Origin of the sequence: Morganella morganii H1r, from assembly GCF_000633515.1 — a bacterium.
GTDB lineage: Bacteria > Pseudomonadota > Gammaproteobacteria > Enterobacterales > Enterobacteriaceae > Morganella > Morganella morganii_B.
On the sequence record NZ_AYMP01000023.1, the window covers coordinates 105,751 to 131,424 of the forward strand.

The following is a 25,674-nucleotide window of genomic DNA, read 5'->3' on the forward strand; positions in this document are numbered from 1 at the left end:
CATAATCAGCCGGTTACTTTGATTTATTGATCGTATTGATGATATTGGTGGTGGAAATGCCATCCTCAAAATTGAGGACTTTCACTTCCCCGCCAGCTGCCCGCACTTCCTCACTGCCTGCGATCTCCTCCGGACGGTAATCCCCGCCCTTCACCAGCACATCCGGCAGAACAGAAGCGATCAGACGCTGCGGCGTATCTTCCTCAAACGGCACCACCCAGTCCACGGCACCCAGCGCACCAAGCACAATCATCCGCTGATCCAGCGGGTTAACCGGACGGCTTTCGCCTTTCAGACGTTTGGTGGAAGCATCACTGTTCACTGCCACAATCAGGCGATCCCCCAGTTTGCGCGCATTGGCAAGGTAAGAGACGTGCCCGGCGTGCAGAATATCGAAACAGCCGTTGGTCATCACCACTTTCTCGCCGCGCTGACGGGCATCCGCCACCGCCTGATGCAGCTCTGCTTCAGTCATCACACCAAAGCCGTTATCGCTGCGGCCACGCACGGCATTTTCCAGCTCAACCGGTGATACGGTGGATGTCCCCAGCTTACCGACCACAACACCTGCAGCGGCATTGGCCAGCGCACAGGATTCATCCAGGGTTTTCCCGGCAGCCAGCGAGGTTGCCAGCACACCGATTACCGTGTCTCCGGCACCGGTCACATCAAACACTTCCTGCGCCTGTGTCGGCAGATGCAGGGCAGGCTGTCCCGGACGCAGCAGGCTCATGCCCTGCTCGGAACGGGTCACCAGCAGTGCCTGCAAATCGAAATCACGGATAACTTTCAGGCCTTTTTCTTCGATATCGGCATTATCAGTGCATTTCCCGGCTACGGCCTCAAACTCAGACATATTCGGCGTCAGCAGGGTGGCACCGCGATAACGGGCGAAATCGGTGCCTTTCGGATCGATCAGGATCGGCACGCCGGATTTACGGGCCAGTGCGATCATCTCTTCCACATGCGCCAGTGCGCCTTTGGCATAATCAGACAGCACCAGCGCACCGATGTGCGGCAGTGCCTGTGCGATACGCTCAAGCATCGGCTGCGGATCAACATCCGAAAAACCTTCTTCAAAATCCAGGCGGATCAGCTGCTGGCTGCGGGATAAGACACGCAGCTTGGTGATCGTCGGGTGTGTCGGCAGGCCGACAAAATCACAGCGGACTTTCACATCATTCAGGCGCTCAGTCAGTGCGCGGGCGGCATCATCAATACCGGTCAGCCCCACGAGGCGCGAATTTGCGCCCAGAGACGCGATATTCATGGCCACGTTTGCCGCGCCGCCGGGGCGCTCTTCAATTTCAGTGACTTTCACCACCGGTACCGGGGCTTCCGGGGAGATCCGGTTGGTCGGGCCGTGCCAGTAACGGTCTAACATCACATCACCGACGACTAAAACTGCGGCATTCTGAAAATCCGGGAGTGTTACTTTCATCCCCTGCTCCACCTTATGAATAACGAAATTGTTACTGATAATATCACAAACCGGCTGCCGGACAGAAAATCCCGCGTGCGGCAACCGGTGCTTATTCCCCGAGCCAATGCTGCCAGCGGGCGCGGACAAATTCGCGCTCAGCAGCAAATTCCGTCAGCGGCACCACGCCGGATTTATCCTGTAAAGAAAGATGATGCAGTCTGTCACGCATCATAATATAGGCCGCTGTCAGCCGCAGTGACTCCTCTTCCGGCATCACATCATAATCAGCCATCAGCTCAAAAATCCGGACATTATCAGACCAGCGTATCAGCGCCTTATTCTCCGGCGCGAAACGCAGCACCAGATACTGGGCGATAAATTCAATGTCCGTGATCCCGCCCGGATCGGTTTTGATGTTAAACACGCTGTCGTCACGGCTGCCGAGATGCTGATACATCTTTTCGCGCATCTCACGGACATCCAGTTTCAGCTGTGCGTTATCACGCTGACGGCACAGAATATCGCGGCGTATACCGTCAAAACGGGCGGCAATCGCCTCATCACCATAGACCTGACGGGCGCGGATCAGCGCCTGATGTTCCCAGGTCCAGGCACTGTTCTGCTGGTAATCCGCAAATGCCTCCAGCGTGCTGACCAGCATCCCGGCTTCCCCGGACGGACGCAGACGGGCATCCACCTCATACAGCACGCCGGATGATGTACGGGTGCTGAACAGATGCATAATGCGCTGCGCCAGCCGCAGATAGAACTGCCGCGCGTCGATCTCACGCGGGCCGGTGGTTTGTGTTCCTTCCGGGCAATCCAGCAGAAACACCAGGTCGAGATCAGAACTGTAGCCCAGCTCCCGGCCGCCCAGCTTGCCGTAGCCGATCACCGCAAAACCTTTATCCCCGCCGCGGGTCAGATGCGCAGGTTCGCCGTAACGTCTGACCATCTGCCCCCACGCCTGCTGAACCACGGCGCCGATCATCGCTTCTGCCAGCCAGGTGAGATGATCACTCACTTTCATCACCGGCAGCACGCCGGTGATATCTTCCGCTGCGATCCGCAGCAACTGCGCCTGCTTAAACTGGCGCAGTGCCTCAAGCTGTTGTTCCTCATCGTCCTCCTGAACCCGCATCAGATACTGACGCAGCTCATCACGGTACGCATTCAGCGGCAGCGGCTGATAAAGTGAAGCCGGATCCAGCAGTTCATCCAGCAGCAACGGATGGCGCGCCAGCTGCACGGCAATCATCGGGGATGCCGCACACAACCGCACCACATGGGTCAGTACCACATCGGATTCCAGCAGCAGTTCCAGATAGGTTGTCCGGCTGACAATGCTGAGCAGCAGCGGCGTCAGGCGCTGCAACACCCGTTGTGTATCCGGCTGGGATACCAGTTTCGCCAGCAGTTTGGGCAGCAGGTGATCCAGCACATCCCGTCCGCGCGGCCCGATGGTCCGCTTGCCGAGATCCTGCCGGAACCCCTGTAAACCGGTAAGAAACTGTGCGGCATCCTCCTCATTCAGTTCAAACAATGAGGTAATATCCGTCAGTTCCGGCTCACTCTCCCACAACGAAATAAATGGCTGTAAGGCGGTTTCATCCTCACTTTCCTCATCATCATCGCCGATAAGATCAGTAAAAATCTGATGCACTGCCGCCATTTTGCTGTTCAGCACCGTTTCCAGATCCGCCCACGAAGCGGCATCCATCCCCTGAGCCAGCCGGGCCTGATCCAGCGGTGAGTCCGGCAGGGTCTGTGTCTGGCTGTCATTAATCGCCTGCAGCAGGTTTTCCAGCCGCCGCAGATACACGTAAGCATCCAGTAACTGCGCAACCTGCTCCTCACCGAGCAGCCCCAGACGGGCAATTTCGGCCAGCGCCGCATGCAGGGATTGTGTCTGTAATCCCGGCTCACGTCCGCCGCGGATCAGCTGAAAGACCTGGGTGATAAACTCCACTTCCCGGATGCCCCCGGCACCGAGTTTAATATTGCTGGTCAGCCCGCGCCGCCGGACTTCACGGCCAATCATACCTTTCATATTGCGCAGAGACTGGATCACACTGAAATCAATATAGCGGCGGTAAACAAACGGGCGCAGCATCCGGCGCAGCATCTCACTGAAAGCAGAATCATCACGGCCGAGAATACGCGCTTTGACCATCGCATAGCGCTCCCAGTCACGGCCCTGCTCCTGATAATAATCTTCCAGGGCGGAGAAACTGAACACCAGCGGCCCGCTGTCGCCAAACGGCCGCAGCCGCATATCCACGCGGTAGACGAAACCGTCCGCCGTGGTGTGATCCAGCATTCTGATAATTTTTTGTCCCAGACGGGTAAAGAACTGCGCATTTTCCAGCTCACGGCGGCCCCCCTGTGTGACACCGTTTTCCGGATAAGCAAAAATAAGATCAATATCGGAGGAAAAATTCAGTTCGCCGCCACCCAGTTTTCCCATCCCGAGGATCAGCAGCGGCATCGCGCTGCCGTCTGCCGAACAGGGCGTGCCCCAGTCCGCACAACAGCGCTGATAAAGCCAGTCACGGGCGGCGATAATCAGCACTTCCGCCAGTTCACTGAGCTGACGCAGTGTCTCTTCCGTTGTGCTCCGGCGCAGGATCTGCATGACCGCAATGCGCATCAGCATCTGATAACGGAACAGGCGCAGCACCCGCATCACATCCTCTTCCTGTGCGGTATCTGCCATCATCTCCGTCAGGCGGGCGGCATAATTCTGCCATTCATCCGGCTGCGGCGGGGTGTCACGGAGGGCAGAGAGCCAGTCCGGATGGCGGATACACTGCTCCGCCACAAAATCACTGCCGGCAAAAATCAGCGCTTCCTGTTCAGAATACGGCACCAGTCCGGTATCAAGCCGGGCGGTTACCCGCTCAGCGGCTTGCCGGAGTATCGGGGTCAGCGGCAGCATCAATGTTCCTTTTGTTATCAGATTCACATAACAGCTCAGCACCGGTTACGGCATGGCAGGAGCCGCCATCCACAGTGCGAAAACCCATTGCGTGAAAGCCAGTTTACACTGCAACCATACCGGACTGAAACAGACATCCGCAGATTTTGCATCCGCCGCCGCCAGTGCCGATGCCACCTCCGGCAGCGGGCAGTCACGGACAAAATCAGGCACTGCGCCGGGATAGTTGTCCGCCAGTATCAGCAGCAGAGAAAGGGTTTGCCGCAATGCCGGTAATGCACCGTCCGCATCCAGCAGCCAGGCTTCTTCCAGGCTCTGCCACTGTTTGATCAGACGGACAACCACATCCGTCAGCGGAGTCTGCGGATCCCACTCTGTGAACAGTTCAGGCAGTTCCGGTACCGGGGCGCCCTGAGCCAGCCAGTAACCGCGCGCCGCTTTGCTGCGTCCGGCAAGGCGCAGCCCCGGTAATTCAGCCAGGGCTTTGGCTGCTGTCAGCAAATCAGCGGCGGTGCCCTCTTTCAGCTCCATCTCAAATTCACAGATAGGGTGTTCTGCTTCTCCGGCAACCACACTGCCCTGATCCAGCACCGCTTCCACCACACTGTGATTGACCGTCAGCAGCCACTTTTCACGGGCGAAATCGGTGGTAAAGCGGGCACGCAGTGATGATTGCAGCGCCGCGACATCCGTTTCCGGCGGCCAGACGTCAGCAGGCAGTGCTGATAAATCCAGTTCCGGGCGGGACAGCGGGATATTATATTCAGGTCGCTGATGCAATCCGCCGATATCGTTTCCGGCGGTTTTCAGGGTCATTTCATATTCGGTATCACACCCCCGGATCCGCAGCCCCATGTCCCACTGCCGCAGTGTGTCGTCAGCTGTTTCAAAATAGCTGTTGGTCAGGCGGACAGCACGGAAATGCTGATGAGGAAAAGTGGTCAGCGCGGCGATCACCGCCGTGATAGCTTCCGGTTTTACTGCAAATTTCAGTTCTGTTTCGTAATCACTCATAGACATTCCCGTAATCTTATACCGTTATTTATCGTCAGTCTGACCCTGCATTCGTGATAAAGATGACACTCATTTGTTATAAACAGCCGGATTTTTCGCTGTTTATCCACTTTATCCCGTCATTTATTCCGCTGTTAAGAGTAATCTCATGGCTGTTTACCGTTTGCACCCGCACACTTAACTCATTAGTATGCTATTCATAACCAACGATTGATAAAGCTTATGACGATGAAAAAACTCGCCTTACTCCCTTTGCTGTTTGCAGCAACCGTCAGCATTACCGCACATGCTGAAGAAATCCGTTATGTCTCTGATGACCTCTCCACCTATGTTCACAGCGGCCCGAGCAACCGCTACCGCATTGCCGGCTCACTCAATTCCGGTGAAAAAGTCACCGTTCTTGATGTGAATAATGAAAGCGGTTTTGTCCGTGTCCGTGACAGTAAAAACCGCGATGTCTGGTTACCGAAAGAGCTGCTGAGCACAACGCCGAGCCTGAAAGAGCGCGTACCGGCGATGGAAGAAGAAATTAAAACTCTGCGCGGCAAACTCGCCAATATCGACGGCACCTGGAACGAAAAAACGGCTGACATGCAAAACCGTGTGGCTGCCAGTGATGATATCATTAATAACCTGAAAAAAGAGAATGACAGCCTGCGTAATCAGGTTGTGGTCGCAAAGAAAAAACTGGATGCCATCAGTGTTCAGCTGGATGACAAACAGCGCGATATTATCCTGCAATGGTTTATGTACGGCGGCGGTGTAGCCGGTGCCGGTCTGCTGCTGGGCCTGCTGCTGCCGCATATGATCCCGCGCCGCAAGAAAAAAGATCGCTGGATGAACTGAGCCTCACAGTAACCACAGTACGGAGAGACACGTGGATATTTATCTGGTCGGCGGTGCCGTCCGTGATGCCCTGCTCGGACTGCCTGTTTCTGACAGAGACTGGGTGGTCGTCGGTGCCACCCCTGAGATGATGCTGGCGCGCGGCTATCAGCAGGTCGGACGTGATTTTCCTGTTTTTCTCCATCCGGATACCCGGGAGGAGTATGCCCTGGCGCGGACAGAGCGGAAAACCGGAGCCGGATACACCGGATTTGCCTGTTACAGCACGCCGGATGTCACGCTGGAAGATGATTTACAGCGCCGGGATCTGACCATCAATGCCATGGCGCAATCGGCTGACGGCACGCTGCATGACCCGTATCACGGGGCGGATGATCTGAAAAACCGGGTGCTCCGTCATGTTTCTGCGGCGTTTACAGAAGATCCGCTGCGTGTGCTGCGGGTGGCGCGTTTTGCTGCCCGTTTTGCACCGCAGGGATTTGTGATTGCGCCGGAAACCCTCGGGCTGATGTCTGCCATCACGCAGCAGGGAGAACTTACTCATCTGACGGCGGAACGGGTCTGGAAAGAGACAGAAAAAGCCCTGAACAGCCTGCGTCCGGATATCTATTTCGCGGTACTGCGTGATTGCGGTGCGCTGGCGGTGCTGTTTCCGGAGCTGGAAACCCTGTTCTGCACCACTGACGGGCAGACCGGTTATGACATTCTGACCGCCGCACTCCTGCGCCGGACAGTGCTTCTGACAGACAGCACAGATATCCGCTTTGCTGCGCTGTGCCTTTACCTGAGCTGTCACAGTACCGCAGAGGGAACAGCCGCAATTCAAAAGATGTCTGAACGCCTGCGGGTGCCGAACCCGGCACGGGATCTGGCTCTGCTTGCCACCCGTGATTACCGGACTGTTCATGACATCAGCCATCTGACGGCAGACGATATCATTACCCTGTTTGATTCACTGGATGCTTGGCGCAAGCCTGAGCGCATTTCTCAGCTGGCGATCCTCTGTGAGGCGGATTACCGCAGCCGGATAGCACCGGACGCAGCAGATTATCCGCAGGGAAAATTACTGGCTGAGGCTTTCACGCTGGTACAACAGGTTGCCGTCAAACCGGTGATTGAGGCCGGTTTTAAAGGCGCGGACATCAAAGCCGAGCTCTCCCGCCGCCGCGCTGAGGCTATCCGGGAGTGGCAACAAAAAAGCCGTTCATGATGAACGGCTTTTTTCACTTCAGCTGCGGATGATTATTTCTCCGCAGACTCCATACCCACTAACCCGACTTTCAGATATCCCGCTTTGCGCAGGGCATCCATAATGCCCATCAGCGTTTCATAATCGACTGTTTTATCTGCCTGGAAGAAGATCGTGGTTTCCTTATTGGATTCCGTGGTCTGATCCAGGATCTGAGCCAGTGTTTCTTTTGTGACTTCCTGCTCGCCCACCAGCAGCTGGTTATCCGCTTTCACCGTCAGGAAGACCGGTTTTTCCGGGCGCGGCTGTGGTTTTGCCGTTGAGGCAGGCAGATTCACTTTGATATCAACGGTTGCCAGCGGTGCGGCCACCATAAAGATGATCAGCAGAACCAACATCACATCAATAAAAGGTGTGACGTTAATTTCATGCAATTCGCCGCTGTCATCCGACTCTTCGTTAAGACGCATTGCCATCAGATATTACCCTGCTTTGCTGTCTGCCAGGTCGAGATCACGGCCCAGCCATAAAATAGTGTGTGCTGCGGTATCACCCAGATCACCACGGTAAGCGGAAATCATACGGGCAAAGATGTTGTAGATAACGACCGCAGGAATTGCCGCGACCAGACCCAGTGCCGTTGCCAGCAGTGCTTCTGCGATCCCCGGCGCCACAACCGCGAGGTTGGTGGTCTGTGAGTGGGCGATACCGATAAAGCTGTTCATGATACCCCATACGGTACCAAACAGACCGACAAACGGTGAGATAGCCCCGATAGTCGCCAGATAACCGTTACCGCGCCCCATATGACGGGCAACACCGGCAACAATACGCTCCTGGCGGAATGCCACACGATCTTTAATACCACTCAGGTCACGACTTTTTTCTGATGCCGTCCGTTCAGTCACGGCGTCAAGTACCAGCATCCGGGTGACGCTCTTTTTCCCGAATGTATCGGCGATGGCTGCGGCTTCATCCAGCGAGCGGGCATCTTTGATAGCAGCCGCTTCACGGCGGATACGGCGGCGGGAAGCGATAAGATCAGCACCCTTGGCAAAGAAAATAGACCAGGTAATCACTGAGGCGATAATAAGGCCGATCATAACCGTTTTAACGATAACATCCGCGCCCTGATACATGGAAATCACGGACAATTCCGCCGCAAAGCCACGGTTACCGTCTGCCGGTGCAGCACTGATTTCCTGAACAGAAACATCGGTTGCAGATACCGGGGCTGCCGGTTGTTCCGGTGTCTGAGCAGGCTGAGCGGCTGTTGCTGCCGGCGCGGTGACAGGTGTTGTTGTCGCTGGTGTGACAGCAGCAGTGTTGTCTGCGAATGCACTGCCGGTTAAACATAATGCCAATAGCACAGAAACGGTCAAATTACGCATCAGTTGGCCTTCAACTCTCTTTTGTTATGAACTCTTTCTCAGCAAAAAATAAATCGTGTTATTCATCGCTACCCAAAAACGAAACCCGCTGATCATACCAAACCCTGAGCAATTTGATAGTAATTATCATTACCGTTTACCAAAAAAATGCGATTCCGGCGGAAAATACCACACAGAATGCTAAGGGTTTTCAGCAGTCTGCCCAGTGCCCTCACAAATAAAACGCACAGGAACTGTACACAGGATATGATTCACCAGCCTCCCTTTATACCGTCAGTGAATCGGAAGAAAAACCCGATCAAATCAAACGAGTGAGCAATTTTTACGATACACTGTCTGTACCGTTGTTCCGGATCTCGTTTTACAGGAAATCTAATGTCTAGTTTATCAGAGATTGTGAGTGCGCTCTGGTCTCACGATTTTGCCACACTCTCTAATCCCGAAGTCCTCTGGCTGGTTTACGCTATCCTCTTCACCGTTATTGTGCTGGAGAACGGCATTCTGCCCACCGCGTTTCTGCCCGGGGATACCCTGCTGATTTTGTCAGGCGCACTGATTGCGAAGGGCGTGATGGATTTCCTGCCGACGCTGGCCATTCTGACCGCCGCCGCCGGGTTCGGCAGCTGGCTGGGTTTTGTTCAGGGGCGCTGGCTGAGTGATACCAAAACCGTCAGGCGCTGGATGACGCAGATCCCGAAAAATTATCATCAGAAAGCCGAAGTGCTGTTTAACCGCCACGGTCTGTATGCCCTGCTGATTGGTCGTTTTCTCGGTTTTGTCCGTACTCTGCTGCCGATGCTGGCAGGTCTTTCCTCACTGCCGGCCCGCCGTTTTCAGTTCTTTAACTGGCTGAGCGGATTCCTCTGGGTGGCGATTATTACCACCTTCGGGTATGTGCTCAATCAGATCCCGTTTGTCAAAGCACATGAAAAAACCGTAATGACCGCGCTGCTGCTGATCCCGGTCTTTTTCCTGATTGTCGGTGTCGGGGCATCCCTGTATTTGTTGATCCGCCACTACCGCAGACGCCGTGCCCTGCTTAACCGCAGACGTCACCGCGTTCATAAGAAGTAAGCTAAGGGCACCTGAGGGTGCCTTTTTGCTGCCTGCCGGACAGCACAATACGGTTCGCCACCACACCCGCCCTGATTTACACTACACTTAATGGTTATCCGCTTCATTTTTCCTAATCTTACCCGGAGAAATAATGAACAATTTCACGCTTTTCACCCCGACAAAAATCCGTTTCGGCAAAGGACAAATCGCCAAACTCAGTAGTGAAATCCCGAAAGATGCCAACGTTTTGATGCTGTACGGCGGCGGCAGTATTAAGCGTAACGGTGTTTACGAACAGGTACTGACTGCCCTGGATGGTTATGATGTCCATGAATTTTCAGGTATCGAGCCGAACCCGGCCTATGAAACACTGGTAAAAGCGATCGTATATATCCGTGAGCATGACATCAGTTACCTGCTGGCAGTCGGCGGCGGCTCCGTTATCGACGGCACCAAGTTTATTGCCGCTGCCGTGGATTATCCGGGCGATCCGTGGGACATCATCACTACCGGAGGCCGCAATATCCGCAGTGCACTGCCGATTGCCTGTGTGCTGACACTGCCGGCCACCGGCTCTGAAACCAACTGTTTTTCTGTGGTCAGCCGCCGTGAAACCGGTGACAAGCAATCATTCGGTCACCCGCTGGTGCATCCGAAATGCGCGATTCTTGATCCGCAGACTACGTACACTCTGCCGCCGCGCCAGACAGCCAACGGCGTGATCGATGCCTTTATTCACACTCTCGAGCAGTATCTGACGTATCCGGTGAATGCCAAAATTCAGGACCGGTTTGCAGAAGGCATTCTGCTGACGCTGATTGAGGAAGGCCCGAAAGTACTCGCTAATCCGGAAGATTATGACAGCCGCGCCAATGTGATGTGGGCAGCCACCCAGGCACTGAGCGGGCTGATTGGCGCCGGTGTGCCGCAGGACTGGGCAACACACGCACTGGGCCATGAAATTACCGCGCTGTACGGATTAGATCACGCGCAAACTCTGGCTATTGTATTACCGGCACTGCTGCGGGAAAAACGCAAAACCAAACGCGAAAAATTATTACAGTACGCTGAGCGCGTCTGGCATCTGACAGACGGTTCCGAAGAAAGCCGGATTGAGTGCGCCATTGAAGCAACCCGCGTTTTCTTTGAAGATCTGGGCGTAAAAACCCGCTTCTCTGATTATCAGATTGATGACAGCGGCATTCCCAAACTGGTTGCCAAACTCACCGAACACGGCCAGACCGCCCTGGGTGAACACCAGGACATCACACCGGAAGTCAGTGAACGGATCTACCGGGCTGCCGTCTGATACACTATAAATACTGATTGGAGGCCACATGAACAAACCTGCATTAGTTACCTTATCTGACGGACACTTAATGCCGCAACTGGGGCTGGGTGTCTGGAAAGCCGGAAACGACGTGGTTGGCGCTGCGGTGCAGGCCGCACTGGAAACCGGTTACCGTCTGATTGATACTGCCGCGATTTATCAGAACGAGGAAGGTGTCGGTGAAGCACTGAAAGCGACCACCGTTCCCCGCGACGAGTTGTTTATCACCACCAAACTGTGGAACAGCGATCAGCAGCACGCCGGTAAAGCGCTGGAAGAGAGCCTGAAAAAGTTACAGCTCGATTATGTGGATCTGTATTTGATCCACTGGCCCGCACCGGCAGAAGACCATTATGTTTCCGCCTGGGAGCAGCTGATTGAATTACAGAAATCCGGACTGACCCGCAGTATCGGCGTCTGTAATTTTGATATCGGGCATTTGCAGCGCATTATCCACAAAACCGGCGTGGCACCGGTACTCAATCAGATTGAGCTTCACCCGCTGCTGCAACAACGTGAACTGCAGGCCTGGAATGCGACCCATTCTATTCATACTGAATCCTGGAGCCCGCTGGCACAGGGGGGGGAAGGTGTTTTTGATACTGATGTCATTCAGGCATTAGCGGCAAAATATCAGAAAACCCCGGCGCAGATAGTGATTCGCTGGCATCTGGATCGCGGATTGATTGTGATACCAAAATCAGTCACGCCTTCACGGATTCAGGAAAACTTTGATGTCTTTGATTTCCGTCTGGAGAAAGAAGAACTCTCACACATTCAGTCTCTGGATTCTGATACCCGCTTAGGACCGGATCCAAAAGAATTTAATTAATTTAGTTAGTTACTGTCTGAAAGCCATCTGTATAAATTATACAGGTGGTTTTTATTTATCTGATAACCATCATACAAAAAACTATTTTTATATAGTCTCATGAAAAAAATATTACCGGAAAATAAAAAAGGGGAAATACACGAACGCAATATGCATTTCCCAAAGCATGGCAAATATAGCAGGATTAATTATCTGAATTTCAGTCTTACTGTCATTAATATAATTAATTCACTATTTATTAAAAATAAATTCAAACGTCGATATGAAAGGAGGAGTATATGAAACATGACCTTTCAGTCACAATAACATAGCGTTACCATTCAAGGTTAACCGCCATGTTGTACATCACGTCGTTCGAACCGGTGTATGCCATACCGGTCTTCACGGCGATGTTCTCGTTGAACCGGTAACCGGTTCCCACTGCAACTGCCTGAGTGGACTGGTATCCGCCCACAGCCGCAGTGATATTCAGTTTGCCGACACCGTACGGCTGGAATAAACCATTCAGTGCCGCGCTGGCCGCCAGGCCGTTATCAAGACGCTCGTTGGTTTCACGTAAATCCTTTTCCAGGGAACGCAGATCCTGGCGGTTTTTCAGGATATCCAGCGTGTTTTTCTCAACTTTCACTTTCTGTTCAGCAATATGCCGTGTGTTTTGATTAGCAATATTTGTGGCCGTACCGGCTTTTTTCGATGCGTTGCTGATACGGGTATCCATCTTCGCCACATCCGCTTCCAGCGCTAACGTGGCATCAGTGATAGCGGAGGTCACCACTTTAGCGGATTCGAGCAATTTTTTGTTTTTTGCGATATCCCGGGACTGTACGCCGAGTTGGTTCTTGTTTTCGCGGATATCTTTCTCACTGGTATACGCCGAATGTTTTGCAAAACCGGCCTGCAGCTCCACTGCCCGGACTTTATTTTTCAGTTTGTCAACGTCAGTTTCCAGTTCTTCTGTTGCACTGAGAAGTGACTGAGTGACGACCTTGGCCGATTTAGCGTGATTCTGTTCTTCGAGTAATAAGTACTCATTTGAATACAGAACATGTTCCAGCGGTATAATCCGTTTATCAACATACCTCTGGTGTGCTTCAGATTCCTTCTCAACTTCTTGTTTTATTAACGCAGGAAGGGTACCGATAAGTGTATTGTTGTGCTCCGCTTTTCTGGCGGTAATATCCAGTTGAGCATCCATCGCCTGCGTTTTATTTTCTAAAAACTCATTCTGTTCTTCTAATGTATTAACCCGTCCGCTGGTGTCAGTCACTGTCTGATGTATCTGTGTGACTCTGCCATCCAGTTCTGCTGCTTTTTTCGATGAGTCTTTCCGGACATCATCCACATACTCATAGTTCTCTAAAATAAATTGACCAAGACTTTGTGTAACCTGCTCTATTTCAGAAACACCAACTGCACGATCACCGTCTGCTTTTTCTCCGGCGAATTCAAATAAAGTACCTGAGCCAAGACCATGAGGTGTAACCTCTGTAAATGACTGTGCATTTGCTGTGTGTATAAATAAAGGTGAAATAATTAAAGCTAATATACTTTTTTTCATGGGGTTATCCTGATAACAGTTAAAATCAATCTGCCGAAAATATACTGACAACCACCCGAAAAAAGAATAAACAAAAAGTAAACACAAAAAAAAGCAAAAAACATAATTAAGATATCATTCTTATTGAATTTATTTTTAATTCTCACTTATATATAAAGATATAAAAAAATCCGCCGCAGCGGATTTTTTATACTAATTAATCACCTTATTTATCCGTAATCAGGCTGTGCATTTCCTGCACTGAAATCACTCTCTCTGTCGGATCCATATTCAGAGACAGCGTGGTGGCAAAGCCGCCGTTCATGGTGGTGTCGTAATGCACTTTATATTGCAGGGCACTGCGGCGGATCACTTTGGAATCCTCAATCGCCTGACGTCCGGCGGTGGTATTCACAATGTAATCGTATTCACCATTTTTAATTCTGTCCTGAATATGTGGGCGACCTTCATGTACCTTATTCACCAGACGCGGGTTAATACCGGCCTCACCCAGCACAATCGCAGTACCGTGTGTGGCATCCAGCTCAAAACCCTGTTTCAGCAGTTTTGCCGCCAGATCCACCACCCGTGCTTTATCCCCTTCACGGACAGAGAGCAGCGCACGGCCTTTTTTCTTCAGTGAGGAAGAGCTGCCGAGCATCGCTTTGGCAAAGGCTTCCGCAAAGGTGCGCCCCACGCCCATCACTTCCCCGGTTGAGCGCATTTCCGGCCCTAAAATCGGGTCAACGCCCGGGAATTTGTTGAACGGCAGCACCACTTCTTTCACCGAGTAGTACGGCGGGATAACTTCTTTTGTCATGCCCTGCTGCGCCAGGGTCTGTCCGGCCATCACACGGGCTGCGACTTTCGCCAGCGGCACCCCGGTGGCTTTGGAGACAAAAGGCACTGTACGCGCCGCACGCGGGTTGACTTCAATCAGATACACTTCGTTATCTTTGACCGCGAACTGGGTGTTCATCAGGCCGCGCACGCGCAGTTCCATCGCCAGTTTTCTCACCTGGTCGCGCATCACGTCCTGAATTTCCTGACTCAGCGTGTAAGCCGGTAACGAGCAGGCAGAATCGCCGGAGTGAACCCCCGCCTGTTCGATGTGCTCCATAATGCCGCCAATCAGCACCTGCTCACCGTCACAGATAGCATCGACATCCACTTCAATCGCATCATCGAGGAAGCGGTCGAGCAGCACTGGTGCGTCATTGGAGACGCTGACCGCGTTCTGGAAGTAACGGCGCAGGTCTGTTTCGTCGTAGACGATTTCCATCGCACGGCCGCCCAGCACATAAGAAGGACGCACCACCAGCGGATAACCAATCTCTTTTGCCCGTTCAACCGCCTGCTCAATATTGGATACTGTGGCGTTTGCCGGTTGTTTCAGGCCGAGGCGGACAACCGCCTGCTGGAAACGCTCGCGGTCTTCCGCGCGGTCAATCGCATCCGGGCTGGTACCGATAACCGGCACACCGGCGGCTTCCAGGCTGCGCGCCAGTTTCAGCGGGGTCTGACCGCCGTACTGGACAATCACACCGGCCGGTTTCTCGACACGCACGATTTCCAGTACATCTTCCAGTGTTACCGGTTCGAAATAGAGGCGGTCAGAGGTGTCGTAGTCAGTGGAAACGGTTTCCGGGTTGCAGTTAACCATAATGGTTTCGTAGCCGTCTTCACGCAGCGCCATCGCCGCGTGTACGCAGCAGTAGTCAAATTCAATGCCCTGGCCGATACGGTTCGGCCCGCCGCCGAGCACCATGATTTTCGGTTTATCGTTGTTCGGCTGCGCTTCACACTCTTCTTCATAGGTAGAGTAGAGATAGGCGGTGTCGGTGGCAAATTCCGCCGCGCAGGTATCCACACGCTTGTAAACCGGCCATAACTGGTAGCTGTCACGCAGTTTGCGGATTTCAGCTTCCGCCACACCGACCAGTTTTGCCAGCCGCGCATCCGCAAAGCCTTTGCGTTTCAGGTGACGCAGGAATTCCGGGGTCAGGCCGTTAATTCCGACTTCCGCCACCTGCTCTTCCAGACGCACCAGTTCTTCAATCTGCACCAGGAACCAGCGGTCAATGTTGGTCAGGTTAAATACGCCATCAACTGACAGCCCGGCGCGGAATGCATCCGCGATATACCAGATCCGCTCACCGCCTGCTTCTTTCAGCTCACGGCGGATACGGGTCAGTGCATCCGGGTCATCCAAATTGACTTTCGGGTCAAAACCGGTCGCACCCACTTCGAGGCCGCGCAGCGCTTTTTGCAGCGATTCCTGCTGAGTGCGTCCGATAGCCATCACTTCACCGACGGATTTCATCTGTGTGGTCAGCCGGTCATTGGTACCGGCGAATTTTTCAAAGTTAAAGCGCGGAATTTTTGTCACAACATAGTCGATGGACGGCTCAAAAGAAGCCGGTGTCAGGCCGCCGGTGATGTCGTTTGACAGTTCATCCAGGGTATAACCGACCGCCAGTTTGGCGGCAATTTTGGCAATCGGGAAGCCGGTCGCTTTGGAGGCCAGCGCAGAGGAGCGTGATACACGCGGGTTCATCTCGATAACAATCAGGCGACCGGTTTTCGGGTTCACCGAGAACTGTACGTTGGAGCCGCCGGTTTCCACGCCGATTTCACGCAGTACCGCCATCGAGGCGTTACGCATGATTTGGTATTCTTTGTCAGTCAGGGTCTGTGCCGGAGCAACAGTGATGGAATCACCGGTGTGGATCCCCATGGCGTCGAAGTTTTCGATGGAGCAGACAATAATGCAGTTATCCTTTTTGTCCCGCACTACTTCCATTTCATACTCTTTCCAGCCAATCAGCGATTCATCAATCAGCAGTTCATTGGTCGGGGAGAGATCCAGGCCGCGGGTACAGATTTCCTCAAATTCTTCACGGTTATACGCGATACCGCCGCCGGTGCCGCCCATGGTGAATGACGGGCGGATAATGCACGGGAAGCCGACATCATCAGCGACCGCAAACGCTTCTTCCATGGTGTGTGCGATACCGGAACGGGCTGTATCCAGACCGATTTTTTTCATCGCGATATCGAAACGGCGGCGATCTTCGGCTTTATCAATCGCATCGGCTGTCGCGCCAATCATTTCGACACCGAACTCCGCCAGCACGCCGTGGCGTTCCAGATCCAGCGCACAGTTCAGCGCGGTTTGTCCGCCCATAGTCGGCAGAACGGCATCCGGGCGCTCTTTTTCGATGATTTTGCGCACCACTTCCCAGTGAATCGGCTCGATGTAAGTCGCATCCGCCATTTCCGGGTCGGTCATAATGGTTGCCGGGTTGGAGTTGACGAGGATAACGCGGTAACCCTCTTCGCGCAGCGCTTTACACGCCTGGGCGCCGGAGTAGTCAAATTCACAGGCCTGACCGATAACAATCGGACCGGCGCCTAAAATCAGGATGCTGCTGATATCTGTACGTTTTGCCATTTTTCTGCTCCTGATCAGTGACGGGCGTTTTTCATCAGTTCAATAAAGTGGTCGAACAGCGGGGCGGCATCGTGCGGGCCCGGGCTGGCTTCAGGGTGTCCCTGGAAGCTGAATGCGGGTTTATCATTACGGTGAATACCCTGCAATGTGCCGTCAAACAGTGACTTATGCGTGACGCACAGTGTCGCGGGCAGCGTCGCCTCATCCACCGCAAAACCGTGGTTCTGCGCGGTGATCATCACCACATCATTTTCAATGTCTTTAACCGGATGGTTGCCGCCATGGTGACCGAATTTCATTTTGATGGTCTTTGCACCGCTGGCAAGTGCCAGTAACTGGTGCCCCAGGCAGATGCCGAACAGCGGGATATCGGTTTCCAGAAAACGGGTGATAGCCTTAATCGCATAATCACACGGTGCCGGGTCACCCGGGCCATTGGAGAGGAAAATGCCGTCCGGGGCCATTTTCAGCACCTCTTCCGCCGGGGTCTGTGCCGGGACGACGGTCAGACGGCAGCCGCGATCAACCAGCATGCGCAGAATGTTACGCTTGGCACCAAAGTCATACGCCACCACATGAAACGGCAGCTCTTCTGCTGTTTTATCCGCCGGTAAGCCGCCGTCCAGTGTCCATGAACCCTGCGTCCAGCTGTATGGCTGTGCGGTGGTGACTTCTTTCGCCAGATCCAGTCCGTTCAGCCCGCTGAAGCTCTGCGCATTTTTCAGGGCCAGTGCCGCATCCGGGTGTTCACCGGCGATGATGCAGCCGTTCTGAGCGCCTTTCTCGCGCAGTAAACGGGTCAGTTTGCGGGTATCAATATCGGCGATAGCCACAACGTTGCGGCGTTTCAGGTATTCGGAGAGGCTTTCTTCACTGCGGAAATTACTGGTGGTCAGCGGCAGGTCGCGGATAACGAGGCCTTGCGCATAGACATCCGGGGATTCTTCATCAGCACTGTTCGTGCCGGTATTACCAATATGGGGATAAGTGAGAGTGACTATCTGGCGGGAATAAGAGGGGTCGGTGAGAATTTCCTGATACCCCGTCATCGAGGTATTAAAAACGACTTCGCCGGTAACGGCACCCTCTGCGCCGATGGCGCGTCCGTGAAATGTGGTTCCGTCTTGCAGAACCAGGATTGCTGACTTAAACACAACACCCTCCGGAGGAATAATAAATCACAATTAGTGCATATTAATTCAGATTTAGGGCTATAAAGCAATGCCAAAATAGAAATTTAACCAAATTTTGACAAATTGCGGCGCATTCTAAAGATCGAACGGGCAGTTGTCCAGAAAAAATCGACTTTTTTATATTTTTTTACTCATCATGATCAAAACAGGCGGGCTGATAGGGATAAAACCGTGTCATTGTCAGCTTTATACTGAATTTTTGATGAGATGACTGAAAAAAAGGCTCACAACCGGAAAAAAAGATGAAAAAGGCAAAAACAGCGATAAAAAGGAGATCGATTGCGATAATAATGATAAAAAAAAGACATCAGACATGAAATTATAAAAAAAGAATATTTAAAGCAGTGATATATTAAAATATCACTGCCTTATCAATATGTTGTGATTTATATTTTATTATAAATTTTCCAGATCAAGCACATCCTTCATGGTAAATAAACCGTTCTTTTTATCACTCAGCCAGGCTGCAGCCTTAACCGCGCCATTTGCAAATGTCATCCTGCTTGAAGCCTTGTGGCTGATTTCAACACGCTCGCCGATATCCGCAAACATCGCGGTATGTTCGCCCACAATATCCCCGGCACGCACAGTGGCAAACCCGATAGTGTTCCGCTCCCGCTCCCCGGTATAACCTTCACGGCAGTACACCGCGCAATCCTTCAGGTCACCCCCCAGTGCCCCGGCAATAGATTCTCCCATTGCCAGCGCCGTTCCGGACGGTGCATCCACTTTATGACGATGGTGCGCTTCAATAATTTCAATATCAGTATAGTCGCCCATCACTTTGGCGGCCTTTTCCAGCAGTTTCAGCACCAGATTGACACCAACACTGAAATTCGCCGCAAAAACCACAGGAATGTGTTGTGCAGCCTGTGCAATAGCGGCTTTTCCGGCGTCATCAAACCCGGTGGTGCCGATAATCATCCCTTTGCCGTTAGCGGTACAGAACGCCAGATGTGTCAGGGTGCCTTCCGGACGGGTGAAATCAATCAGGATATCGAAATTGTCTTTCTGACTGTTCAGATCAGCCGTCAGGATCACGCCATTGCGGCCGGTACCAGCCAGTTCACCGGCATCAGTTCCGGTGAGTGAGGAGCCTTCGCGCTCAAATGCCGCCCCCAGCACCACATCATCATTCTGTGCAATCGCCTGAATCAGCTGGCGTCCCATGCGGCCACCGGCACCCGCAACCGCGAGCCGTAACTTACCCATATTTGTTATCCTCAGTTTTCTGTCTGTATGTCAGCAGATTAACGGCTGTCCGGCCGGATTACCAGTTACCTGCAGCTATCATCAGAAAATCACAATACAGCCCGCCGATTATCAGTAAAACTGTATTCACCGTGCTGCAGACAAAAAAAAGCAGAACCTGCGTTCTGCTTTGCTGTGTCAGACTTCTTTGATATCCACCCGTAACTCTTTCGGGACTTCAAAGATAATATTTTCCTCACGCCCCTCGAGCTGACTGATCTCATCCGCCCCCAGTTCCTGAAGACGGCTGATCACCTGCTGTACCAGCACATCCGGCGCGGATGCCCCGGCCGTCAGGCCGATAGTATCCACATCGCTCAGCCAGGCAGGATTAATGTCATCGGCAGAATCAATCAGATAAGACGGTTTTCCGACCCGCTGCGCCAGTTCCGCCAGCCGGTTGGAGTTGGATGAGTTTTTAGAGCCGACCACCAGCACCAGATCTGCCTGACCCGCCAGATCCCGTACCGCTTCCTGACGGTTGGTGGTGGCATAGCAGATATCATCTTTGCGCGGCCCGATAATTTTCGGGAAACGGGCATTCAGGGCATCAATAACTTCAGAGGTATCATCAACAGATAATGTGGTCTGCGTCATAAAGCTGAGGTTTTCCTCATCTTTGACTGTCAGTTTCCACACATCCTCCGGGGATTCCACCAGATACATGCCGCCTTCCGGGTTGTTGTACTGCCCCATCGTCCCTTCCACTTCCGGATGCCCGGCGTGGCCGATCAGAATGGCTTCTTTGCCTTTGCGGCTGGCGCGGGCGACTTCCATATGCACTTTGGTGACCAGCGGACAGGTGGCATCAAACAGCATGGTGAGATTACGGGAACGCGCTTCCTGACGGATCGCCTGTGAGACACCGTGGGCGGAGAAGATCAGAATGGCGTTATCCGGCACTTCAGCGATTTCCTCAATAAAAATCGCGCCGCGCTCACGCAGATCATTGACCACATAGCGGTTGTGCACGACTTCATGACGGACGTAGATAGGCGCACCGTATAACTCCAGCGCCCGCTCCACAATACTGATTGCCCGGTCAACACCTGCACAGAACCCCCGCGGGTTAGCCAGTAAAATACGCACGTTCAGCCTCCAAACCATCGCCCGGACGGGCAGTAAAACAAAAATTCAACATTTGCGCGCTACTATACCAGAGCCGTCCCCCTGACCGTAATGCTAATTATTGCTCTGTGTATTATGCAGTGACATCACGGACACTGATATCAAACGTTACATCCTGCCCGCACAGCGGATGGTTGAAATCCACCTCGACAGAATCTTCGGTAACAGATTTGATAATTCCCGGCATTTCGCTGCCGTTCATGGCGGTAAACAGCATGATCGTACCGGTTTCCGGCAGCCCGGCTTCCAGAAAATCAGCGGCAGAGAAAAACTGAATCAGATCCGGGCTCGGCTTGCCGAATACCGCTTCACCGGGCAGTGTGAAGGTTTTTTTATCCCCGGCGGATAAGCCCAGCAGCTCCTGCTCCAGTGCGTCAGACAAACTGCCGTCACCGAAACGGAACAGTGCAGGTTTGCCCTGTGCTTCTGTGGAATCCGCCACCGAGCCGTCAGACAGTGTTAAGGTGTAATCCAGTAATACGCTGTGATGTTCTGCAACCTGCATATGATTATTACTCTCTGTATCAGATAAAAAATATCCGCCTGGCGGCGGATATTCGGGTCATCAGTCTGATGATGTCTTGTTCTCCGGCTGATCGCTTTTCTTACCGTCAGGGATAAAGCTTTCAATAATGATAAGCCCCGCCCCGATGATGATCCAGCTGTCCGCCAGGTTGAACGTCGGCCAGTGCCAGTCACCGACATAAAAGTCGATGTAATCCACCACAAAACCGTGCATCAGGCGATCAAGCAGGTTACCGATCGCCCCGCCGATAATCAGTGCATAGGCAATATTACTGAGTTTATTGCGCGCACTGGTGCGGTACATCATCACTAATAATGTCACGGAGATACCGATAGCCACCGCTGTGAAGAACCAGCGCTGCCAGCCGCCCTGAGATGCGAGGAAGCTGAATGCGGCACCGTAATTCCGCACATAGGTCAGATTAAAGTACGGTATCAGTGATGTGGATTCATGCAGCCCGTAATTGGCTAAAATCAGCTGCTTTGAAATCGCATCCAGTACCAGTACCAGGACCGCCAGCCACAGCCAGCGTAATCCGGTCGAACACAGTGGTTTTTTCATTTATCAGGCAAACTTACGTTCTTCACCGTTTCCGGCTACGTTTGTCACACAACGGCCGCACAGTTCAGCATGTTCACTGTCCTGACCGATGTCGGTCGCATAATGCCAGCAACGCGGACACTTACTGCCTTCCGCTTTGCCGAAGCCGATGCGCAGGCCGTCCAGCTCACTGTTTACCGCACTTTCCGGTGCCGCAGACAGCGGTTTCACATCTGCCTGAGAGGTCAGCAGCACGAAGCGCAGTTCATTACCCAGTCTGTTCAGCTGTGCCGCCAGGGCATCATCCGCATACAGAGTCACCGCTGCTTCCAGTGATCCGCCGATCAGTTTATCGGCACGTGCCTGCTCCAGTACCTTGTTGACTTCACCACGCACCGCCAGCAGCGTTGCCCAGTAATCATCGTTCATGCTGTCCTGAGCATTCAGCCCGAACAGGCCGTCATACCACTCTTCAGTGAAGACGTACTGAGGACGTTTGCCCGGCATAACATTCCAGATTTCATCGGCGGTGAAGGACATGATCGGTGCCATCCAGCGAACCAGCGCTTCCGCGATATGGAACAGTGCGGTCTGGCAACTGCGGCGCGCCAGGCCATCGCTTTTCGCGGTGTACTGACGATCTTTGATGATATCCAGGTAGAAAGAACCCATTTCCACTGAGCAGAACTGCATCAGACGCTGCACCACTTCATGGAAATCATAGGCTTCATACGATTTCAGGATATCAGCCTGTGCCGCCAGCGCGCGGCCGACAGCCCAGCGGTCTGCCACAATCATCTCTTCCGGTTTCACCATATCGGTTTCCGGGTTGAAACCATTGAGGTTCGCCAGCAGGAAACGCGCGGTGTTACGGATACGGCGGTAAGAATCCGCAGAGCGTTTCAGGATTTCATCCGAAACGGCGATCTCACCCGAGTAGTCAGTAGAAGCAACCCACAGACGCAGGATATCCGCACCGAGTTTGTTCATCACATCCTGCGGGCTGATGGTGTTGCCCAGCGATTTGGACATTTTGCGTCCCTGACCATCGACGGTAAAGCCGTGAGTCAGTACTTCGCGGTAAGGCGCTTTGCCTTTCATCGCGGTGGACAGCATCAGTGAGGACATAAACCAGCCGCGGTGCTGGTCAGAACCTTCCAGATACATGTCCGCAGAATTGCCATGGAACTCAGGGCGGGCATCGACAACAGCAAAGTGGGTGGATCCGGAGTCAAACCAGACATCCAGGGTATCCGGCACTTTTTCATAGATATCGGCATCATCACCCAGCAGGTCACGCGGGTCGAGATCCCACCATGCCTGAATACCGTGCTCTTCCACACGTTTGGCAACCTCTTCCATCAGCTCCAGGGTACGCGGATGCAGTTCCTGGGTCTCTTTATGGACAAACAGAGACATCGGTGTGCCCCAGGTGCGCTGACGGGAGATACACCAGTCCGGACGATTTTCCACCATCGCGGTGATACGCGCTTCGCCCCAGCCCGGGATCCACTTCACGCCTTTGATTTCATTCAGAGACTGCGGACGCAGACCGTTCACATCCATCCCGATAAACCACTGCGGTGTGGCACGGAAAATGACCGGCGTTTTGTGACGCCAGCAGCACGGATAGCTGTGCGAAATATTTTCGCTGTGCAGCAGCGCGCCTTTCTCTTTCAGCAGTTCCAGAATGATGTCATTGGCTTTCAGCACAAACACCCCATCCAGTGACGGATAGGTGCCGCTGACATAACAGCCGTTCGGACCAACCGGGTTGGCGGTTTCCAGGCCGTATTTCTGGCCGATCACATAGTCGTCCGGACCGTGACCCGGTGCGGTATGCACCGCACCGGTCCCCGCATCCAGGGTGACGTGATCGCCGAGGATAGCCGGGACATCAAAGCCCATAAACGGATGATTAAAACGCAGCAGTTCCAGGTCGCTGCCTTTGCAGTCATTTTCCACGATCCAGCTGGTGATACCGGCGCGTTTCATCACGCTTTCCACCAGGTCAGCGGCCAGAATCAGGCGCTCGTCGTTTACGCGGACTAACTGATAATCAAATTCCGGATTCAGGGAAATCGCACGGTTCGCCGGTAAGGTCCACGGCGTGGTGGTCCAGATAACCAGAGAGACCGGCAGCCCGTCATTTCTTACGCCGAATTTGCTGTAAACCACATCCGCGTCCGCAGCGGTGAAACGCACGTCAATGGACGGAGACGTTTTGTCGTAATATTCCACTTCCGCTTCCGCCAGGGAAGAGGCACAGGAGGTACACCAGTGAACCGGTTTTGCCCCTTTGACCAGATGGCCGTTGGCAATCACTTTTGCCAGTGCTCGGATAATGTGAGCTTCGGTTTTGAAGTCCATGGTCAGATACGGATGATCCCAGTCACCCAGCACGCCCAGACGGATAAAGTCTTCCTTCTGGCCTTCAATCTGCTCTTTTGCGTATTCGCGGCAGGCGGCACGGAACTCAGCCGGTGTGACTTTATCACCCGGTTTGCCAATCACCTGTTCAACTTTGTGTTCAATCGGTAAGCCGTGGCAGTCCCAGCCCGGAATATACGGGGAGTCGAAACCGGCCATGCCTTTGGATTTAATAATAATATCTTTGAGAATTTTATTGACTGAGTGACCAATGTGAATGCTGCCGTTTGCATACGGAGGGCCGTCATGCAGGATAAAGGTTTTTTTACCGGTTTTGGCTTTACGGATCGCCTGGTACAGACCTTCTTTGTACCAGCGTTTCAGCATATCAGGTTCGCGCTTTGCTAAGTCCCCGCGCATAGGGAACCCTGTCTCCGGGAGATTCAGGGTATTTTTATAGTCACTCATTCGATTCTCAGTTCCAATATTATTCCGTTAAACACATAACGAGGGGTTGGATTGTAAAAATTCCCTTGCCGCAATCTCATCCCGTGCAATTTGCGCTTTCAGCTCATCAAGTGAGGCAAACCGCTGTTCATTTCGCAATTTCTTGCGCAGTACCACATCCGGATGCTGCCCGTATAAATCCATGGCCGCATCAATCAGATGAACTTCCAGTTGCTGGCCCTTGCCCTGTACCGTCGGGCGGGAGCCGATATTGGCCACACCCGGCAGCGGATGCGGCCCGAGGCCGTAAACGTCCACAGCGTACACACCGTGTACCGGTGCTGCCAGGCGTTTCAGGGGAATATTGGCGGTCGGAAAACCGATGGTGCGCCCGAGTTCATTGCCGTGCACCACACGCCCGCTGATGCGGTAAGGATGCCCGAGCAGCGCCTCAGCCTGCGCCAGATCATCGTTTTCCAGCGCGCGGCGGATGGCCGTGCTGCTGATCCGTTTGCCGTTATCACAAAAACTTTCCGTGCTGCGGACTGTGAAACCATACTGTTTCCCCGCCTCACACAACCCGTTAAAATCGCCCTGACGATTTTTTCCGAAACGAAAATCATCCCCGACCACCAGAAATTTCACCCCGAGCTGTTCAACCAGCAGGTGTGAGATAAAGGCATCCGGTGTCAGTGATGCAAATTGTTTGCTGAATTTAACACACAATAAGTAGTCCGCACCGTACTGCGCAAGATATTTTACCTTATCGCGCAGCCGGGTCAGGCGTGCCGGCGCTTTATCCGGGGCAAAAAATTCCAGCGGCTGCGGCTCGAAGATCATGACGACCGACGGCAGCCCCAGGCGTTTACCTTCCTGCGCCAGATGTGACAGTAATGCCTGATGTCCGCGATGAACGCCATCAAAATTACCGATAGTCAGCACGCAACCATGGTGACGCGCACGAATATTGTGAGTACCGCGAATTAGCTCCATAGCCGGCTCAATACAGTCAAAATTAGTCCGATTATACCTTGTCCGCCGCGTCAGGTTAACCCACTAATGCGGCTGAATAGCGAATTCTCTGTACAAAAAGCGGAGCATCCCCCTCTGCGGAAAGTGAAAAATTATTTTTTTCGTCAGAATCTTACCATTCCGGTGACTTTTTTCCGTGTAAGGGCTGTATTCCCGCTGCGTAAACTGATAAAATCC

The 25,674-nt window shown here is 53.1% G+C and carries 19 protein-coding genes; 5 read left to right on the plus strand and 14 right to left on the minus strand.

Features of this window, described 5'->3' with window-relative positions; translation table 11 throughout:
- Positions 1–13: 13 nt before the first annotated feature.
- The 3 genes from hldE to U868_RS0113870 all read right to left on the minus strand — a co-directional run bounded on the left by hldE (position 14) and on the right by U868_RS0113870 (position 5,375).
- Positions 14–1,441: a bifunctional D-glycero-beta-D-manno-heptose-7-phosphate kinase/D-glycero-beta-D-manno-heptose 1-phosphate adenylyltransferase HldE gene (hldE, locus tag U868_RS0113860; RefSeq protein WP_025153807.1), complete on the minus strand. Its 1,428-nt coding sequence runs from the start codon at positions 1,439–1,441 to the stop codon at positions 14–16.
- A 91-nt stretch (positions 1,442–1,532) separates the two neighbouring features.
- On the minus strand, positions 1,533–4,361 hold the full coding sequence (gene glnE / locus U868_RS0113865) for a bifunctional [glutamate--ammonia ligase]-adenylyl-L-tyrosine phosphorylase/[glutamate--ammonia-ligase] adenylyltransferase (RefSeq protein ID WP_025153808.1): 2,829 nt from the start codon (positions 4,359–4,361) through the stop codon (positions 1,533–1,535).
- Between the two features lie 45 nt (positions 4,362–4,406).
- Positions 4,407–5,375 (minus strand): inorganic triphosphatase, encoded by a 969-nt coding sequence (locus tag U868_RS0113870; RefSeq protein WP_025153809.1) that lies wholly within the window; start codon positions 5,373–5,375, stop codon positions 4,407–4,409.
- Between the two features lie 228 nt (positions 5,376–5,603).
- On the opposite strand from U868_RS0113870, the gene U868_RS0113875 reads away from it, so the two are divergent.
- On the plus strand, positions 5,604–6,221 hold the full coding sequence (locus U868_RS0113875) for a TIGR04211 family SH3 domain-containing protein (RefSeq protein ID WP_025153810.1): 618 nt from the start codon (positions 5,604–5,606) through the stop codon (positions 6,219–6,221).
- A gap of 31 nt (positions 6,222–6,252) precedes the next feature.
- Entirely contained in the window at positions 6,253–7,431 is a 1,179-nt protein-coding gene (locus U868_RS0113880; protein ID WP_025153811.1) for a multifunctional CCA addition/repair protein, read from the plus strand.
- Positions 7,432–7,463: 32 nt separating this feature from the next.
- On the opposite strand, the gene exbD is transcribed toward U868_RS0113880, so the two are convergent.
- Positions 7,464–7,886 carry a TonB system transport protein ExbD gene (gene exbD, locus U868_RS0113885; RefSeq protein WP_004237145.1) on the minus strand — a complete coding sequence of 141 codons (423 nt, stop codon included), beginning with the start codon at positions 7,884–7,886 and terminating at the stop codon, positions 7,464–7,466.
- Between the two features lie 6 nt (positions 7,887–7,892).
- Complete coding sequence (gene exbB / locus U868_RS23670) at positions 7,893–8,801, minus strand: tonB-system energizer ExbB (RefSeq protein WP_025153812.1); 909 nt, start codon at positions 8,799–8,801, stop codon at positions 7,893–7,895.
- A gap of 375 nt (positions 8,802–9,176) precedes the next feature.
- On the opposite strand from exbB, the gene U868_RS0113895 reads away from it, so the two are divergent.
- The 3 genes from U868_RS0113895 (at position 9,177) to dkgA (ending at position 12,019) form a co-directional block, all read left to right on the plus strand.
- Positions 9,177–9,875, plus strand: a complete 699-nt coding sequence (locus U868_RS0113895) for a DedA family protein (protein ID WP_025153813.1) — start codon at positions 9,177–9,179, stop codon at positions 9,873–9,875.
- Positions 9,876–10,008: 133 nt separating this feature from the next.
- Positions 10,009–11,166: an alcohol dehydrogenase gene (gene yqhD, locus U868_RS0113900; RefSeq protein WP_025153814.1), complete on the plus strand. Its 1,158-nt coding sequence runs from the start codon at positions 10,009–10,011 to the stop codon at positions 11,164–11,166.
- Positions 11,167–11,194: 28 nt separating this feature from the next.
- Positions 11,195–12,019 carry a 2,5-didehydrogluconate reductase DkgA gene (gene dkgA / locus U868_RS0113905; RefSeq protein ID WP_025153815.1) on the plus strand — a complete coding sequence of 275 codons (825 nt, stop codon included), beginning with the start codon at positions 11,195–11,197 and terminating at the stop codon, positions 12,017–12,019.
- 313 nt (positions 12,020–12,332) lie between these two features.
- On the opposite strand, the gene U868_RS24130 is transcribed toward dkgA, so the two are convergent.
- The 9 genes from U868_RS24130 to ribF form a co-directional block, all read right to left on the minus strand.
- Positions 12,333–13,577: a YadA-like family protein gene (locus tag U868_RS24130; protein WP_025153816.1), complete on the minus strand. Its 1,245-nt coding sequence runs from the start codon at positions 13,575–13,577 to the stop codon at positions 12,333–12,335.
- 205 nt (positions 13,578–13,782) lie between these two features.
- Entirely contained in the window at positions 13,783–17,010 is a 3,228-nt protein-coding gene (gene carB, locus U868_RS0113915; RefSeq protein WP_025153817.1) for a carbamoyl-phosphate synthase large subunit, read from the minus strand.
- 14 nt (positions 17,011–17,024) lie between these two features.
- Positions 17,025–18,164 (minus strand): glutamine-hydrolyzing carbamoyl-phosphate synthase small subunit, encoded by a 1,140-nt coding sequence (gene carA / locus U868_RS0113920; protein ID WP_025153818.1) that lies wholly within the window; start codon positions 18,162–18,164, stop codon positions 17,025–17,027.
- Positions 18,165–18,599: 435 nt separating this feature from the next.
- Positions 18,600–19,415, minus strand: a complete 816-nt coding sequence (gene dapB, locus U868_RS0113925) for a 4-hydroxy-tetrahydrodipicolinate reductase (RefSeq protein ID WP_025153819.1) — start codon at positions 19,413–19,415, stop codon at positions 18,600–18,602.
- 177 nt (positions 19,416–19,592) lie between these two features.
- Positions 19,593–20,543, minus strand: a complete 951-nt coding sequence (ispH, locus tag U868_RS0113935) for a 4-hydroxy-3-methylbut-2-enyl diphosphate reductase (protein WP_025153821.1) — start codon at positions 20,541–20,543, stop codon at positions 19,593–19,595.
- A gap of 112 nt (positions 20,544–20,655) precedes the next feature.
- Positions 20,656–21,087, minus strand: a complete 432-nt coding sequence (gene fkpB / locus U868_RS0113940; RefSeq protein ID WP_025153822.1) for an FKBP-type peptidyl-prolyl cis-trans isomerase — start codon at positions 21,085–21,087, stop codon at positions 20,656–20,658.
- Positions 21,088–21,147: 60 nt separating this feature from the next.
- Positions 21,148–21,669: a signal peptidase II gene (lspA, locus tag U868_RS0113945; protein ID WP_025153823.1), complete on the minus strand. Its 522-nt coding sequence runs from the start codon at positions 21,667–21,669 to the stop codon at positions 21,148–21,150.
- A gap of 3 nt (positions 21,670–21,672) precedes the next feature.
- The gene (gene ileS / locus U868_RS0113950) at positions 21,673–24,486 is read right to left on the minus strand and encodes an isoleucine--tRNA ligase (protein ID WP_025153824.1); all 2,814 of its coding nucleotides are present in this window, start codon (positions 24,484–24,486) and stop codon (positions 21,673–21,675) included.
- 27 nt (positions 24,487–24,513) lie between these two features.
- Entirely contained in the window at positions 24,514–25,458 is a 945-nt protein-coding gene (gene ribF, locus U868_RS0113955) for a bifunctional riboflavin kinase/FAD synthetase (RefSeq protein ID WP_036411881.1), read from the minus strand.
- Positions 25,459–25,674 lie beyond the last annotated feature (216 nt).

What these genes read in the sequence shown, in the direction of transcription:
- hldE (WP_025153807.1), bottom strand. Translation starts at nt 1,441, where the DNA reads ATGAAAGTAACACTCCCGGATTTTCAGAATGCCGCAGTTTTAGTCGTC.
- glnE (WP_025153808.1), bottom strand. Translation starts at nt 4,361, where the DNA reads ATGCTGCCGCTGACCCCGATACTCCGGCAAGCCGCTGAGCGGGTAACC.
- U868_RS0113870 (WP_025153809.1), bottom strand. Translation starts at nt 5,375, where the DNA reads ATGAGTGATTACGAAACAGAACTGAAATTTGCAGTAAAACCGGAAGCT.
- U868_RS0113875 (WP_025153810.1), top strand. Translation starts at nt 5,604, where the DNA reads ATGAAAAAACTCGCCTTACTCCCTTTGCTGTTTGCAGCAACCGTCAGC.
- exbD (WP_004237145.1), bottom strand. Translation starts at nt 7,886, where the DNA reads ATGGCAATGCGTCTTAACGAAGAGTCGGATGACAGCGGCGAATTGCAT.
- exbB (WP_025153812.1), bottom strand. Translation starts at nt 8,801, where the DNA reads ATGCGTAATTTGACCGTTTCTGTGCTATTGGCATTATGTTTAACCGGC.
- U868_RS0113895 (WP_025153813.1), top strand. Translation starts at nt 9,177, where the DNA reads ATGTCTAGTTTATCAGAGATTGTGAGTGCGCTCTGGTCTCACGATTTT.
- yqhD (WP_025153814.1), top strand. Translation starts at nt 10,009, where the DNA reads ATGAACAATTTCACGCTTTTCACCCCGACAAAAATCCGTTTCGGCAAA.
- dkgA (WP_025153815.1), top strand. Translation starts at nt 11,195, where the DNA reads ATGAACAAACCTGCATTAGTTACCTTATCTGACGGACACTTAATGCCG.
- U868_RS24130 (WP_025153816.1), bottom strand. Translation starts at nt 13,577, where the DNA reads ATGAAAAAAAGTATATTAGCTTTAATTATTTCACCTTTATTTATACAC.
- carB (WP_025153817.1), bottom strand. Translation starts at nt 17,010, where the DNA reads ATGGCAAAACGTACAGATATCAGCAGCATCCTGATTTTAGGCGCCGGT.
- dapB (WP_025153819.1), bottom strand. Translation starts at nt 19,415, where the DNA reads ATGGGTAAGTTACGGCTCGCGGTTGCGGGTGCCGGTGGCCGCATGGGA.
- fkpB (WP_025153822.1), bottom strand. Translation starts at nt 21,087, where the DNA reads ATGCAGGTTGCAGAACATCACAGCGTATTACTGGATTACACCTTAACA.
- lspA (WP_025153823.1), bottom strand. Translation starts at nt 21,669, where the DNA reads ATGAAAAAACCACTGTGTTCGACCGGATTACGCTGGCTGTGGCTGGCG.
- ileS (WP_025153824.1), bottom strand. Translation starts at nt 24,486, where the DNA reads ATGAGTGACTATAAAAATACCCTGAATCTCCCGGAGACAGGGTTCCCT.
- ribF (WP_036411881.1), bottom strand. Translation starts at nt 25,458, where the DNA reads ATGGAGCTAATTCGCGGTACTCACAATATTCGTGCGCGTCACCATGGT.